The organism is Asticcacaulis sp. (assembly GCA_024707255.1).
Taxonomy (GTDB): Bacteria; Pseudomonadota; Alphaproteobacteria; order Caulobacterales; family Caulobacteraceae; genus Asticcacaulis.
This window is the reverse complement of the sequence record JANQAC010000001.1, coordinates 1,140,821-1,155,245: the sequence shown is the minus strand read 5'-3', so window position 1 is coordinate 1,155,245 and position 14,425 is coordinate 1,140,821. Positions and strand designations below refer to the sequence as shown.

General features: G+C 58.2%; 16 protein-coding genes, 1 tRNA gene and 1 pseudogene. 11 read left to right on the top strand and 7 right to left on the bottom strand.

Translation table 11 applies throughout. From position 1 onward, the window contains the following. Positions 1-376: 376 nt before the first annotated feature. Positions 377-2,809 (top strand): glucan 1,4-alpha-glucosidase, encoded by a 2,433-nt coding sequence (locus NVV72_05595; protein MCR6658832.1) that lies wholly within the window; start codon positions 377-379, stop codon positions 2,807-2,809. Positions 2,810-2,970: 161 nt separating this feature from the next. Here NVV72_05595 and mscL read toward each other — a convergent pair whose 3' ends face one another. From mscL to aroA, 7 genes and pseudogenes are all read right to left on the bottom strand, one after another. Continuing rightward, entirely contained in the window at positions 2,971-3,369 is a 399-nt protein-coding gene (mscL, locus tag NVV72_05590) for a large-conductance mechanosensitive channel protein MscL (GenBank protein MCR6658831.1), read from the bottom strand. Between the two features lie 15 nt (positions 3,370-3,384). Continuing rightward, entirely contained in the window at positions 3,385-3,681 is a 297-nt protein-coding gene (locus NVV72_05585) for an integration host factor subunit beta (protein MCR6658830.1), read from the bottom strand. A 359-nt stretch (positions 3,682-4,040) separates the two neighbouring features. Further along, positions 4,041-5,732, bottom strand: coding sequence for a 30S ribosomal protein S1 (gene rpsA, locus NVV72_05580; GenBank protein ID MCR6658829.1), 1,692 nt, complete (start codon positions 5,730-5,732; stop codon positions 4,041-4,043). A 290-nt stretch (positions 5,733-6,022) separates the two neighbouring features. Continuing rightward, positions 6,023-6,638: pseudogene (locus NVV72_05575) on the bottom strand (cytidylate kinase). Further along, the gene (locus tag NVV72_05570) at positions 6,635-7,054 is read right to left on the bottom strand and encodes a type II toxin-antitoxin system VapC family toxin (GenBank protein ID MCR6658828.1); all 420 of its coding nucleotides are present in this window, start codon (positions 7,052-7,054) and stop codon (positions 6,635-6,637) included. The pseudogene NVV72_05575 and the gene NVV72_05570 overlap by 4 nt, the downstream one beginning before the upstream one ends. Further along, positions 7,051-7,281 (bottom strand): type II toxin-antitoxin system Phd/YefM family antitoxin, encoded by a 231-nt coding sequence (locus NVV72_05565; GenBank protein ID MCR6658827.1) that lies wholly within the window; start codon positions 7,279-7,281, stop codon positions 7,051-7,053. The genes NVV72_05570 and NVV72_05565 overlap by 4 nt, the downstream gene beginning before the upstream one ends. Before the next feature lie 55 nt (positions 7,282-7,336). Further along, positions 7,337-8,551, bottom strand: coding sequence for a 3-phosphoshikimate 1-carboxyvinyltransferase (aroA, locus tag NVV72_05560; GenBank protein MCR6658826.1), 1,215 nt, complete (start codon positions 8,549-8,551; stop codon positions 7,337-7,339). A gap of 174 nt (positions 8,552-8,725) precedes the next feature. Between aroA and NVV72_05555 the strand changes: the two genes are divergently transcribed. From NVV72_05555 to lptB, 10 genes are all read left to right on the top strand, one after another. Beyond that, positions 8,726-9,217, top strand: coding sequence for a TIGR02300 family protein (locus NVV72_05555; protein ID MCR6658825.1), 492 nt, complete (start codon positions 8,726-8,728; stop codon positions 9,215-9,217). A gap of 162 nt (positions 9,218-9,379) precedes the next feature. Next, positions 9,380-9,455, top strand: a tRNA-Ala gene (locus tag NVV72_05550). Between the two features lie 159 nt (positions 9,456-9,614). Beyond that, positions 9,615-9,761 (top strand): hypothetical protein, encoded by a 147-nt coding sequence (locus NVV72_05545; protein MCR6658824.1) that lies wholly within the window; start codon positions 9,615-9,617, stop codon positions 9,759-9,761. 77 nt (positions 9,762-9,838) lie between these two features. Then, positions 9,839-10,501, top strand: coding sequence for a dienelactone hydrolase family protein (locus NVV72_05540; protein ID MCR6658823.1), 663 nt, complete (start codon positions 9,839-9,841; stop codon positions 10,499-10,501). Positions 10,502-10,522: 21 nt separating this feature from the next. Beyond that, positions 10,523-11,056 carry a hypothetical protein gene (locus NVV72_05535; GenBank protein MCR6658822.1) on the top strand — a complete coding sequence of 178 codons (534 nt, stop codon included), beginning with the start codon at positions 10,523-10,525 and terminating at the stop codon, positions 11,054-11,056. Positions 11,057-11,088: 32 nt separating this feature from the next. Beyond that, a complete protein-coding gene (locus tag NVV72_05530) occupies positions 11,089-11,544 on the top strand; it encodes a hypothetical protein (GenBank protein ID MCR6658821.1) in 456 nt (151 codons plus the stop codon). Between the two features lie 103 nt (positions 11,545-11,647). Then, entirely contained in the window at positions 11,648-12,268 is a 621-nt protein-coding gene (locus tag NVV72_05525; GenBank protein MCR6658820.1) for a ribonuclease D, read from the top strand. Positions 12,269-12,292: 24 nt separating this feature from the next. Further along, on the top strand, positions 12,293-12,991 hold the full coding sequence (gene lptC / locus NVV72_05520; GenBank protein MCR6658819.1) for an LPS export ABC transporter periplasmic protein LptC: 699 nt from the start codon (positions 12,293-12,295) through the stop codon (positions 12,989-12,991). A 39-nt stretch (positions 12,992-13,030) separates the two neighbouring features. Beyond that, entirely contained in the window at positions 13,031-13,543 is a 513-nt protein-coding gene (gene lptA, locus NVV72_05515) for a lipopolysaccharide transport periplasmic protein LptA (protein MCR6658818.1), read from the top strand. A 5-nt stretch (positions 13,544-13,548) separates the two neighbouring features. Next, positions 13,549-14,316, top strand: coding sequence for an LPS export ABC transporter ATP-binding protein (lptB, locus tag NVV72_05510; protein MCR6658817.1), 768 nt, complete (start codon positions 13,549-13,551; stop codon positions 14,314-14,316). Positions 14,317-14,425 lie beyond the last annotated feature (109 nt).

The window sequence follows — 14,425 nt, the reverse complement described above, 5'->3', positions numbered from 1 at the left end:
CGGCCATGCAAACGTTTACACATTGGTTTCCGGTCATTTGCCGTAAGCGTCGCTGGCGCTTCGGCTGAAAACCGGCGCTCCTATTTCGGCTGTTGTGACGCGGCCGGAATACACCAATTACAGGCTCTTGCTTTGTAAGTGGTATCTTCTCAACATAAACTGCCCTTTGATCCTTTCGGATCAAAGGGCGTTTTTTTTGCCCCGCGCTGTAGCGAATTCGTATTCATGCGGATTTTGCCGCCGTGAATACGTATGCAGCGCGACGAAGTCCTCTCTCTTTGCCATAGTGATGAAAAGACGGGCTAAACGATTTGGCCCGATCAAAATCAATAAGGTTCGTGCGCCGGGAATGGCCGCGCGACGGCAGGAGAGGGTAATGGAACTGCGTATGCGTAAATATGTACTGGCCGGTTGTGCAAGCGTACTGGCCTTGGCAGGTGGCGCGGCCCTGGCGCAGGAAGAGACGCCCAACCATAACCCCACCGTCATTGCTGACGCCAAGGCCACCAATGGTCCGGGCCTCGCTTCGCCCTGGGCCTATTCCGGCAAGCAGGGTATCGGCAGCGCCTATGAGGCTTACAAGGACTATCAGTTCTCCGATCAGGCCGCAACAGGCACCGTCTCGAAGGTATGGTTCTCACTGGCCGAGGGCGTGGTGACCGAAACCATGTACGGCCGCATCCACGAGGCGCAGATCCGTGAAATGCAGATCGCCGTCACGGGAGCCGGATGGACCGCCTTCGAGCGTACCGATACAACCAGCCATGTTGAATATATCCATACCGATGCTGCCGGCCGTCCGCTCTCGCCAGCCTACCGTCTGACCAATACCGACAAGCAGGGTCGCTTTGTCATTATCAAGGATGTCTTCACCGATCCCGATCACCAGACCCTGATGGTGCGTGTCACGGTCAAGGCGCTCAAAGGCCCGGTGACACCTTACGTTATTCTCGATCCCTCGATGGCCAATACCTCCGGCGATGACGAGGGCCATGCCAATGTGACCAACCTGCAAGCCTGGCAAGGAAACGTCGCGCTCAATCTGTCCGCCAATGTGCCGTTCAAAAAGGCCACGGTCGGTTATACCGGCGTCAGCGACGGTATAAAGGAACTGACCGCCACGCAGTCGCTTGGTGCGCTGCACAGCGCCGCCGACCAGAAGGGCAATATCGTGCTGGTCGGGCAATTGCCGACGGTCAGCCAAACGGCCACCTTCGACCTAGCCCTGGGCTTTGGCGCAAACACCGAGGCTGCCAGCGTCAGATCCGCTGCCACCCTGAAAGCCGGCTATGCGAAAGTGCTGGCCAATTATAACGGTGAAGGCAAGGCGGTTGGCTGGGAAGACTATCTCGCCTCGCTGTCCGAACTGAAAAGCCTGATCCCGGTATCAGAGGACAATGGCAAACTGCTCTATGCCTCGGCCCTGGCGCTGAAGGTGCAGGAAGACCATACCTCTGCCGGCGCCATGATCGCTTCGCTGAGCAATCCGTGGGGCGATACGGTGACCACCGATGTCTCCTCGACCGGCTACAAGGCCGTCTGGCCGCGCGATTTCTACCAGGTTTCCATGGCCCTGGCCGCTCTGGGCGACCGCGAAACGCCGGTCGCCGCCTTCCGTTACCTGCCGACCGTGCAGGTCAGGTCGACGACGCCCGGCAATACCGGCGCCACCGGCTGGTTCATGCAGAAGGCCCACGTTGACGGCACGCCGGAATGGGTCGGTGTCCAGCTTGACCAGACCGCCATGCCGATCCTGCTCGGTGAACGGCTGGAGCAACTGGGCCTGATCTCGAAGGCCGAACTGCTGTCATCCTACCATAGCATGCTGAAGCCCGCCGCCGATTTCCTCAGCCACGGCGGCACGGTGGGGCTAGACTGGAACCATGCCACCATCACCCCGCCCTACAGCCAGCAGGAACGCTGGGAGGAGCAGGAAGGCCACTCCCCTTCGACCACCGCGGCGGTGATCGCCGGCCTGACGGCGGCGGCCGATATCGCCACCCAGGCGGGCGATGCCGATGGCGCCAAGCTTTACAGCGAAAAGGCCGCCGATTATTCCGGAAAACTGGAACAACGCCTTTTCACCACGTCGGGCAAGGTACGCGGCGAGGACAAGCCGGCCAGCTACTTCCTGCGCATCTCGCGTTCGGAAGACGCCAATAATCCGGGCAGCCAGGACAGCCGCAACGGCCGTCCGGCCATGCCCTCGGACCTGATGGTCGACGCCGGCTTCCTCGAACTGGTGCGCTATGGCGTGCGTCCGGCCGATGACAAGGACATCACCGCTTCGCTGGCCGTGATCGATGACCAGACCCTGCCGGAAAATCTGCGCGTGCGTTACGATTTTCATTTCCCCGGCACGGATGTGACCGTCCCCGGCTTCCGCCGTTATGGCAATGACGGCTATGGCGAAGGCACGGAAGGCGGCAATTACGGCCCGATGTCGCCCGACCAGCGCGGGCGCGTCTGGCCAATCTTCACCGGTGAACGCGGCCATTACGAACTGGCGCTCGACAGCCTGAAAGCCGGTGGCGCGACGGACGGCGATATCGCGGCCATTCGCGGCACCTATGTGAAGGGAATGGAACTGTTCGCCAATGAGGGGCTGATGATCCCCGAACAGGTGTTCGATGGCGTCGGTTCGAAGACCGCTCATGACTATACGGTCGGCGAAGGCACGGACAGCGCCACGCCGCTGGCCTGGTCACATGCCGAATATGTCAAGCTTCTGCGCAGTGTGCGTGACCGCCAGGTCTGGGACCGCAACCCGGCCACGTATCAGCGCTTTTCAGACAAGGTCAAAGATTAGTCTCAACCCCTTTGACCCAACTCGGCCCCCGGTGCTTACGCGCGGGGGGCTTTTTTAATGCGCTGGCGGATAACAAAAAAGGTCGGAGCGGAACCCCGGCCTTTGCTTTGTTTTGCGCACTTTTTAATCCAAAAAGGTGCGTTACACTTTTTGGAAAGTGCTTACTTCTTCTTCAGCTCAGCCAGGATATCGGCCAGCAGTTCTTCCTGCGAAGGGCCGGGCGGCGGTGGCGCCGGCGGTGGCGGCATCAGCCTGTTGATCGCCTTGACCACCAGGAATATGGCCGCGCCAATGATCAGGAACTGGATGACCGTATTGATGAAGACGCCATAGGAGATGGCGACCTCGGCCGTCTTGGTGGCCACATCGGCCGGCTTCAAGATCAGCTTGAGACTGGAGAAATCGACGCCACCGGTGATATAGCCGATCGGCGGCATGATGATATTATCGACGAGCGAGGTGACAATCTTGCCGAAGGCGCCGCCGATCACAACACCGACCGCCAGGTCGATGACATTGCCGCGCATCAGGAAGGTCTTGAATTCGGAGGCAATGCTCATGCCGGGCGCTCCTGGTTAGGCGTTGTCGTCGCCGGAAAGGTTCAGGCGTTCGCGCAGTTCCTTGCCGCTCTTGAAGAAAGGCACATGCTTGGCCGGCACCTTGACCGATTCCCCGGTACGCGGATTACGGCCGGCACGGGCAGGGCGGGAACGTACCGACAGGGCGCCAAAGCCGCGAAGCTCGACGCGGCCGCCTTTTTCCAGCGTGCTGATCATGGATTCCAGAATGAGGTTTACCGCGCGCTCGACATCCTTCTGCGTCAAATGCGGGTATTCGGAAGCCAAACGTTCAATAAGTTCAGACTTGAGCATTGATCTCCCTCACGCGGTAAATCTGAGAAGGCAAGCATGTCCGAAAATTAAAATGAGTTCAAGGGCTTGTTGATAGATTAACGCGCTGGTAGCGCTAACATATTAAGATTTTTCATCGGGATCAGAATATTTTCCTGCCTGGGAAGCGCAAGACGGACGTTCATCATATAAAAAACCCCGGCAATGACAAGGTTCACAAAAAAACCTTACATCACGGGGGCTTATGAGTGCCAAGCGGTATCCGTCCGGTTTGGCGGCATAAAAAAGCCGGAGCCCCGTGAGAGGCTCCGGCCTGATTTTTAGCTTTGCCTTAAATCGCTTATGTGCCTTCGCATTATAGCGATTTAAGAGGCCCGTACTTACGAACCGGCCTTGTCGCGCAGGGCAGCACCCAGGATATCGCCCAGCGAAGCGCCGGAATCCTGCGAGCCGTACTGCTCGATGGCTTCCTTTTCCGAAGCCATTTCCAGGGCCTTGATCGAAACGGAGACCTTGCGGGCCGCCTTGTCGACATTGGTCACCTGGGCGTCGATGCGGTCGCCGACGGCAAAACGCTCAACGCGTTGCTCGTTGCGGTCGCGCGACAGGTCGGACTTGCGGATGAAGGCCGACATCGGGGCGTCGTCTTCACCGAACTTCACTTCGATACCGCCCGAAGTCACTTCGGTAACGGTGACGGTGATGTTCTGGCCCTTGCGGTAGGTGTCGCCGGTCATCGGATCGCTGCCGAGCTGCTTGATGCCCAGGCTGATGCGTTCCTTTTCGACGTCCACGTCCAGAACCTTGGACTTGACGACATCGCCCTTCTTGTACTTGGCGATGGCTTCTTCGCCGGCCACGTTCCAGTCGAGATCCGACAGGTGGACCATGCCGTCGATGTCGTTTTCGAAGCCGATGAACAGGCCGAACTCGGTGGCGTTCTTGACTTCGCCTTCGATCGTCGAACCGACCGGATGCTGAGCCGAGGAAGTCGTCCAGGGGTTGTTCTGGGCCTGCTTCAGGCCGAGCGAAACGCGGCGCTTCGAGGCGTCGACTTCGAGCACGACAACTTCAACTTCCTGAGACGTGGAGACGATCTTGCCCGGATGGACGTTCTTCTTGGTCCACGACATTTCCGAAACGTGAACCAGACCTTCAACGCCCGATTCCAGCTCCACGAAGGCGCCGTAGTCAGTGATGTTGGTGATGCGACCGGAGAACTTGCCGCCGACCGGATACTTGGAGTCGACACCATCCCACGGATCGGACTGCAGTTGCTTCATGCCGAGGCTGATGCGTTGCGTATCCGGGTTGATCTTGATGATCTGAACCTTGACAGCATCGCCGACGTTGAGGACCTGCGACGGATGCGAAACGCGCTTCCACGACATGTCGGTCACGTGCAGCAGGCCGTCGATGCCGCCGAGATCAACGAACGCACCGTAATCGGTGATGTTCTTGACGACGCCGTCACGGATTTCGCCTTCGGCCAGCTGGCCGACCAGCTCGGTGCGCTGTTCGGCACGGGCTTCTTCGAGGATGGCGCGACGCGACACGACGATATTGCCGCGTGGACGGTCCATCTTCAGGATGGCGAAGGGCTGTTCCTTGCCCATCAGCGGGGCGACATCGCGCACGGGGCGGATATCGACCTGGGAGCCGGGCAGGAAGCCCGAAGCGCCGTCCATATCGACCGTGAAGCCGCCCTTGACGCGACCGACGATCGTACCCATGACCGGCTCGCCCTTGTTGAAGATAACTTCCGGGCGGGTCCAGGCTTCTTCGCGGCGGGCCTTCTCGCGGCTGATGACCGCTTCGCCCATGGCGTTTTCAACGCGTTCCAGGTAAACTTCGACGGTGTCGCCGACCTTCAGGGTCTGGCCGTCAGCGAGGCCGAATTCCTTCAGGGAAATACGGCCTTCGGTCTTCAGACCGACATCGACCATGACATATTCTTTTTCGACGCCGACGACGAGGCCGTGAATGACCTGGCCTTCCAGCATGTCGCGGCCGTGCATGGATTCGTCAAGCAGGGCGGCGAAATCGTCGCGCGACGGATTGTAATCGCTCATAGAGTCTCTTTTGTGTGTTGGCGCGTGTCCCGTCTTTCAGGTTCCGGAAACGCCGGTGAGGCCGTGGCGTTTGACGGGGAAAGGGCGCGGGGGGCGGCTTTGGATTTTGTGAATAGTTGCTGGGAGGCGGTGCATGACCGGCCCCAATCAGGTGAACCACAGGCTTTTCAGCCCCGAAGACGTCCCGTGTGCTGCCTCTAATAAAACCGCTGTTGGATTTAACGCATTGATGACGCCTCATGTTTATCCAAAAAAGTGGTGGCCACTTTTTGGCATGAGACTTCGGAGCGTCACAGACGGCTTTTCACAAGGGATCGCGCAGTTGCGATGGCTGCGTCTATACCCAAGTCGGAGGTATCTAGCAAGAGCGCATCCGCGGCTTTTTCCAGAGGGGCGCTTGACCGTGACGAGATCACGCGCATCACGGATGCGGATATCCTCCAGAACATCGGCTTCCGTAAGGTCCGGATTGAGCTTCACCAGTTGCAGCCAGCGGCGGTGGGCGCGCACCTCCGGACGGGCGGTAACGAACAGCTTGACCGGCGCATGAGGCGCGATGACCGTGCCGATATCGCGGCCGTCAAGCACGGCGCCGGAGGGCTGGTTGGCGAAATCCTGCTGGTATTTAAAGAGGGCTGCCCGTACGTCCGGGATGGCGGCCACCTGAGAGGCGCGTTCGCCGGCATCTCGGCCGCGCAAAACTTCGTCGGCCAGGGTTTCCGCGTCGATCAATGAGGCGGCAAGTGCCGGATCGATCTGGCGGACGTGCGCCAGATGGCCGACGGCGCGATACAGCAGGCCGGTATCGAGAAACGGCAAGCCGTAATCAGCGGCGATTACCGAGGCGAGCGTGCCCTTGCCGGAGGCGGCCGGGCCATCAAAAGCTATGAGGAGGGGAGATTTCACAGACCTGGACTCACGGCTTTTACGTGTCCCTGACCAGCATAGGCCAGGATGGATTGGTCCTCGGTAATGAGTTGCGCGTTAAGATATCGTGCTGTTGCAACAATAATTCGGTCGGAAGGATCGCTATGAAAACTTCCGGGGAGCCGTGTGCTGCCAAAAGATATTGCTGGCGCCAGGGGAATGAGCGAAAGGCCGCCCTCATCGAAAATGGTATCAAGCCATTTTTCCGCATCCCGATCCAGATTAAGCCGACCCTTGGATTCAAGCATGGCGATTTCCCATACGGTTATGGCGGAGATACAAACATTTCCATCTGACGATGCGCGCTCAAGCAATATTTGCGTCTGCCGGCCGATGCGATTTGATTGAGTGATTGTCCAGATCAGGACATGCGTGTCCAACAGAACAAGACTCACTTATTTGCATCCCACTCAACATCTATGGGTGAAATGATATCGCCTTCGTAAACCACGCTGCCTGCCATTAACCCGAAGAGGCTCTTCTTTGGCGGCATTGGGATAAGTTTCGCTACAGGCTTTCCGTGCTTGGTAATGATAAGGGGTTGGCGCGTTTCGGCCACTTCATCCAGCAATTTGAGGCATTTGGCCTTGAAGTCACCGGCACCGATTGAGGCGTCATCCATGATGTTTGTCCATAGTCACGTTCTATGGTCATATTATCACAGGCGACGACCGCTTTCAATCAAAAGTCATTTCCACGCCGACGCTTTGCAGGTCGCGCCAGTAGCCGGGATAGGTCTTGGCGGTGCAGCCAGGGTCAAGGATGCGGATGCCATTGATCACCAAAGCGGCCTGGGCAAAGGCCATGGCGATGCGGTGGTCGGCATAGGTATGAATATCGGCTTCAACCCGCTTGCCGATCAGGCCGCGGTCCGGCGTTACCAGCAGGTCGTCGCCGATCTCCTCTGCCAGGCCCGGCTGGATGCGGTTCAGTTCGGTGGCCACGGCATTGATGCGGTCGCATTCCTTGACGCGCAGATTGGCGATGCCGACAAAGCGCACCGGATGATTGTTGAAAGCGGCCAGCACGGCAATGGTGGGGATGGCGTCCTGCATCTGACTGCCGTCGATTTCGGCCGGCAGGTTGGGGAACTGCTTGATAAAGTTATAGGCGCGGGCGTCGGGCTGCATCATGGCTTCGGGTGCTATGCCGATATCGATGCTGGTGCCCAGCAAGGCATTGATGCCCCAGATATAGGTGGCGGCGCTGGCGTCCGGCTCCACCCAGTAATCACGGGCCGCGTAAGACGTATTGGCGATATCCCAGCTTAGAGGCGCCGTTTGCGTGATGTTAGCGCCGAACGCCTTCATGCATTCAAGCGTGATATCGATATAGCCGCGTGCGCCAATATCGCCGTCCTTGACCTTCAGGCTGAACGGTGCATCGCCTTTCGTGCCGGCCATCATCAGGGCCGAGACATACTGGCTCGACAGGCTGGCATCGACCTCGACCGAGCGATTGGCAAAGCCGCTGGCGCTGGTGACCGTCACTGGCGGGCAGCCGGTCGGCGCTGTGGCCGTGACGCCGGCCGCATTTAGAGCTTCGACCAAAGGCGCGATCGGACGTTTCTGCATGTGTTCGTCGCCGGTCAGGACGGTGGTGCCTGTGATATTGGCCGCGGCGGCCGTAAGAAACCGCACCGCCGTGCCGGCATTGCCGAGAAACAACGGCTCAGGCGAAGGGGTCAATGTGCCGGTGCTCGTCACCACGAAATTGGTATCGCCCGTTTCTTCCACGCTTACGCCAAGCTGCCGCAGCGCCTGCGCCATATATTTGGTGTCGTCGCTTTTCAGCGCGCCGCTGATGTGGCTGCGGCCGCGCGCCAGCGCCGCGATCAGCAATACCCGGTTGGTGATCGATTTCGAACCGGGAAGCGCTATCTTTCCGGTCAAGCTGCCTTTAGGCGGTAAAAGTCTGACGGCATTCGGCTGGCTGGACACGGGAAAGTCTCGGTTTAAACGAAAAAATGAACTCTGCCCGCAAAAGGGGCTTTGACAGGAGGCTTATCTAGTGGCAAGGGGGCCGACGCAATCGAAATTTTCTAAAGACTGAAAGAAGGACGTCTCGTGGCTGATCCTGCCTTAGGTACCAAACAAGTTTGCCCCAACTGCACGGCAAAGTTCTACGACCTGAACAAACACCCGGCGCACTGCCCGCGCTGCGACACTGAATTCGACCAGGAAGAAGTCGTCCGTACGCGCCGGTCGCGCGTCCGGACCACCGCCCCTGATTATGAAGATACCGACGAGGAGTCCGAGGATCAGGTCAAGGGCAAGACCGCTGGCGAGGACGACGAAGACGAAGAGCCGGAAACCGTCACGCCGGAAATCGACGAAGTGGTCACCGACGACGCCCTGCTCATCGACGAGGACGAAGACCTCGATCCGGCCGATCCGGCCCGTGTCGGTGCGCCCGGTGAAGCCGTCGACATGGACATCGAAGACGCCGACCTGGGTGATGATGATGCCGATGACGTGCCCTTCCTCGAAGACGACGAGGACGCCGATTTCGACGAAGAGATCGACGGCCTTCCCGGCGAAGACGAAGACGACCGCTAAAAGATTAAGCCGCCGGTATGTTCCGGCGGCTTTTTTCTTGTGTCGCGCGAGACCTGTGAAAAAGTTCAAAAAAGTTCGCAAAAGGGCTTGCGTCGCCGCAAACCCTGAACTAGAAGTCGCCGCCTCGGACGGGGCCACCCGGTCCGGGACCATCTTAGAGATGGGGCATTAGCTCAGCTGGTAGAGCGCTTGCATGGCATGCAAGAGGTCAGCGGTTCGACTCCGCTATGCTCCACCAATAAAGCAGCCATCCCTTGGGGTGGCTTTTTTGTTGCCCGCCCGGCAGGGTTAACGCCCGATTCAGGTCTTCATCATCGAATCTTGACAATTATCCGCTATAAACAAAAGACAGGTTCATAATTAAGGGCGGCCGCAGAGTCGCCTGAGGATACGCATCATGCAGAAGATTGACGCCGTAAACTGGATTTCAGCCGCCCGCGCCTGTGCGCCGGCTCAATGCGCCGCCGCCTTCGTTTCGGCCATGGCGACGCCGCGTCATCGCGCTGACAGTGAAAGCCCACGCCAGCCGCTTAACGCGCGCTGATCACCGCGGTTGCTGGCTTCCCAATAGCGGCATTTCGGGTGTAAGACGGACCCGCAAAGCCGCAAAGGAGCCGCCAAATGGGCCGCATGATCACTCTCAGCCGTCCCGATGGCGGCCATCTCGATGCTTACCTGTCCGATATCGATAAGGGCCGGCACTGCGTTATCGTCATTCAGGAATGGTGGGGCCTGAACGATCATATCAAGTCGATCGTCGATCGCTTTGAATTCGAGGGCTTCAATGCCCTGGCGCCCGATCTCTATCATGGCCGCATCACGAAAGACGCCGATGAGGCCAGCCACATGATGGACGGCCTCGATTTTCCTGGTGCGGTCCATCAGGATATCGCCGCGGCCTTCGATTACCTGAAAACCATCAATCCGTCGGTCGCCGTCATGGGCTTCTGCATGGGCGGGGCGCTTACCATCGGCGCGGCCGCCCGCCTCGAAGGCTTCAAGGCGGCGGTCTGTTTCTACGGTGTGCCGCCGAAAGCCTTTGCCGATCCGGCCAATATCAAGATCCCCTTCCAGGGTCATTTCGGCAGGAAAGACGACTGGGTGACGCCCGCCGTGGTGGCTGATCTCCAAGCCGCCATGACGAAGGCCGGCAATCCGCCGGAAGTCTACAGCTACGACGCCGACCATGCCTTCTTCAACAAGACGCGCCCGGAAGTCTACGATCCGGAAGCTTCCGAACTGGCCTGGACACGGATGATGGCTTTCCTGCGCGCCAAGCTGTAGCTGAAATAAGGGGGGATCTTAATGAACGCGCGTATTGTAGCCTTTATCGCCAGCCGGCTTTTCGCTGTCTACCTGATGCTGGTTTATGTTCTGAACTATGCCTTAGTGCTTATTGTTTCATTGATCACTGATCAGACTGAGGTCGGTAAGAATACAATGGCCTATGCAGGTTCATTGACATTTGCGGCGATTTTTTCTGCGCTGATCGCGGCAGCTTTCTGGTTTGGCGCTGGCTGGATCGCGGGGAGAATAGTTAGCGCTTCGCCGGAGGCTGATGGTGAAGGGCTAAATATAGATCAGTGGAAGGGCCTCGTCGTGGCTGCGATTGGTGCCCTATTCATTCTGACGGCTGCAAAATTTTTTAGCCAGACTCTCAATCTTATGGCTCGCCATGATCCGGATTTCAGCAGCATTTTACCATTCACGCTCATCAGTGGCGTATTGTATGCTGTTGCGGGTGTCTCGCTTATTGCCTGGTCCCGTTCGATTGTAGGGGGTTTAAAGGCGTTAATTACCTGGTTTGCCAAACCGGCTTTTGGCGAGAGTGACCGGTGACGCCCTTTTGTTTTACCAAACTTGTATTGCGTATGCTGATTACCGGCATATTGTGCCTTTATCTTCCGCCCAAAATCGCGTTAGGCGCATTATCCGCAACTACAGTTATGCGGGAAGGTGATGGCCTTGGTTTCAGATCGCCCGAAGCAGTTATAATTCTGTCGATGTTGCTGCTCCTCGGCACAATTATTGTCGCGTCTTTGGTACTTTGGGTTCGCATTGAGTGGCTGGCAAAAAAAATGCTGCCATCTGGAACCGACCTCATCCAAATTTCCGATTATGAAGAATGGCAGGAAGCGGGTTTGAGGTTTATCGGTGGATGGCTGGCTTTGAAAGCTTGCCTCGGATTTGAGCAGACCTTGATTGGAAACAGCGTCTATATCGCAGATTCTCATTTGGCTGTCTTTTATCTCGTCGCTTCAATCTTTTTGATTATTGGCTGGCGTAATATCAGGAAACCTTTCTCCCAAAACCGGCGCGTGGTTTAAGCGACAAGCTTTAAACCTGCCCGCAATTGACCTTTCCATTTTTTGGGATTAGGCCAAACCGCACAGGGGGCGTCGTTAACCGTCCCAGCGAAGAGGTTTTGTTTTGACCGTATTTTACCACGAAGGCGATTTGCCGGACGGGCTCGATCTGGGATCGTCCGTCGCCATTGATTCCGAGACCATGGGGCTGCGTTTCCGCCGCGATCCTTTGTGCGTGGTGCAACTCTCTTCCGGCGACGGCCATGCCCATGTCGTGCGCATGAGCCGCCCGGATTACAACTGCCCGAACCTGAAGCGCCTGCTGACCGATCCGAAGGTGCTCAAGCTGTTTCATTTCGGCCGCTTCGATATCGGCATGTTCGAACTGCATCTCGGCGTCACCACAGCACCGGTCTATTGCACCAAGATCGCCTCGAAGCTGGCGCGTACCTATACCGACCGCCACGGCCTGAAGGACCTGACCCGCGAACTGCTGGCGGTTGATCTGTCCAAGGCGCAGCAAAGCTCCGACTGGGGCCAGGCCACGCTTTCGGCTGAGCAACTGGCCTATGCCGCTTCCGATGTGCTGCACCTGCATGCGCTCAAGGAAAAGCTCGACGCCATGCTGGTGCGCGAAGGCCGTGATCAGTTGGCGAAGGCCGCAATGGAATTTTTACCGCACCGCGTCAAACTCGATTTGGCAGGCTGGGAAGATTGCGATATCTTCGCGCATAGCTGGGCTTAACCAGCCAAAGAACCAAGGTTTTTAATGACCCTGACGGACCTTCATGAGCCGCTCCAGCCCCTGGGGTTGGCGGTGCCGATAGATGCAGAGGCCGAAGCCGCCGATCGCCGGGTCCGCCTGGCGCAGCAGGTGGCGGCTGTGCGCCGGCGGTCGCGCCTGATCCATCTGCTGCGCCGCTTGCTGCCGGGGCTCATCATCGGGCTCGGCCTGTTCAATGTCGGCTGGATCGTGGCGCAGACCATTATCAATTCGATGAATGTCTACAACGGCAATCTGAACGAAATCCGCTACACCAATCCGCGCTATTATGGTCAGGGCGGCAATGGCGACCGCTATACGATCAGCGGCCTGGAAGCCGTGCGCAAGGGCATGAACGCCACGACGATCTCGCTCAAGGCGCCCAGCATGGAATTCAAGAGCAGTGATGTCGAAAATCCGACCCGGGTTTCGGCCGCCAATGGCATCTTTGACCAGACTACGAACAAGTTTACCCTGACGGGGCATGTGGTGATCGCGGCCGGCGGTTCGGATTTCGTTCTCAAAACCGAACAAGCGGTGGTGGATATGGATAAATCCATTGTCTATGGCGACAAACACGTTGATGGAAACGGATCGGCGGGGCATATAGTGGGGGAATCCTTCCTGGTGGCCGATAATGGCCACTCACTGGACATCAAGGGACGCGGTGACACCAAGGCCTGGGCCACGATAACTGAACAGTAGCCCTTCAAACGGACCGGCTCTCAAAGGGACAAAGACGGTATGAAAAAGCAAACGGTTGTGACGGCGCTGATCGCGGCCGGTATGATTGCGGCGGCGGGCGGCCTGGCAGTCTCCAGCGGCGCACAGGCCCAGGTGTCGAGTGAAGGCGGCCCCGTCATGGTCGGCGGCGATTCCATGCACATGGATGAACTGGCCCATACCCAGACGCTCGTCGGCCGGGTCGAGGTCATTCAGGACAATGCCCGTCTGCGCGCCGACAAGGTGGTCATTACCCGCCAGGCCGGCCCCAATGGCCGCGGTTTCGGCGAGGTCGTCACCATCGTCGCTACCGGAAATGTCTATTACGTCACGCCGGAAAGCACCATGAAGGGCGATCAGGCTGTCTATACCAAGGCGACGGATGACATGGTCCTGACCGGCGATGTCATCCTGACGCAGAACCAGAATGTTACGACAGGCACGCGGCTGGTCTATAACCTGACACAGAAGACCACCACCTTCGATGCTGGCACCGGCCGCGTCAAGGCAATCATCTACCCGGACAAGAAGTAGGTCTTATGCTGGCTGTCGAAGAACTCAATCCCGCCGTCAGCGTCGATACTGCAAATGAGGGTATCGTCGTCGAGGGAATCGGCAAGACCTATAAGGAACGTGCTGTTGTCAAGAGCGTCAGCCTCAGGCTGGGGCGCGGTGAGGTCGTGGGGCTGCTGGGCCCGAACGGCGCGGGCAAGACCACCTGCTTCTACATGATTACCGGGCTGATCGAGGCCGATTACGGCACGATCAAGCTCGATGGCCAGGATATCACTTACCAGCCGATGTACCAGCGTGCGCGCATGGGTCTGGGTTACCTGCCGCAGGAGGCCTCGATCTTCCGCGGCATGTCGGTGGAACAGAATATCCTCGCCGTGCTCGAACTGAACGAGAAGGACCCGAACAAGGTCCGTGACGACGTCAATCGTTTGCTCGAAGAACTGCGCATAACCCATATCCGCCATTCGCCGGCCACCGCCCTTTCGGGCGGGGAGCGCCGCCGCGTGGAGATCGCCCGGGCGCTGGCCGGCAAGCCGTCCTTCATGCTGCTCGATGAACCTTTCGCCGGCATCGATCCCTTGGCGATTTCCGATATCCGCGAAGTGGTTATGTACCTCAAGAGCCGCGGTATCGGCATCCTGATCACCGATCACAATGTCCGCGAAACGCTGGACCTGGTCGATCGCGCCTCGATCATCCATTCTGGCGAAGTTCTATTCGAAGGCACGGCGGATGAAATCACTCACGATCCGGAAGTGAAGCGCGTCTATCTCGGCGAGTCCTTCAACTAGCCTCATCATGGCTGGGCATAATTTGCCGATTGCCAGCGTGCGTTAACCATTCGACAGCACTTGTTAACGCAGAATGGCGGCTGATTTTCGCATGGCTGCCGCAAAAATT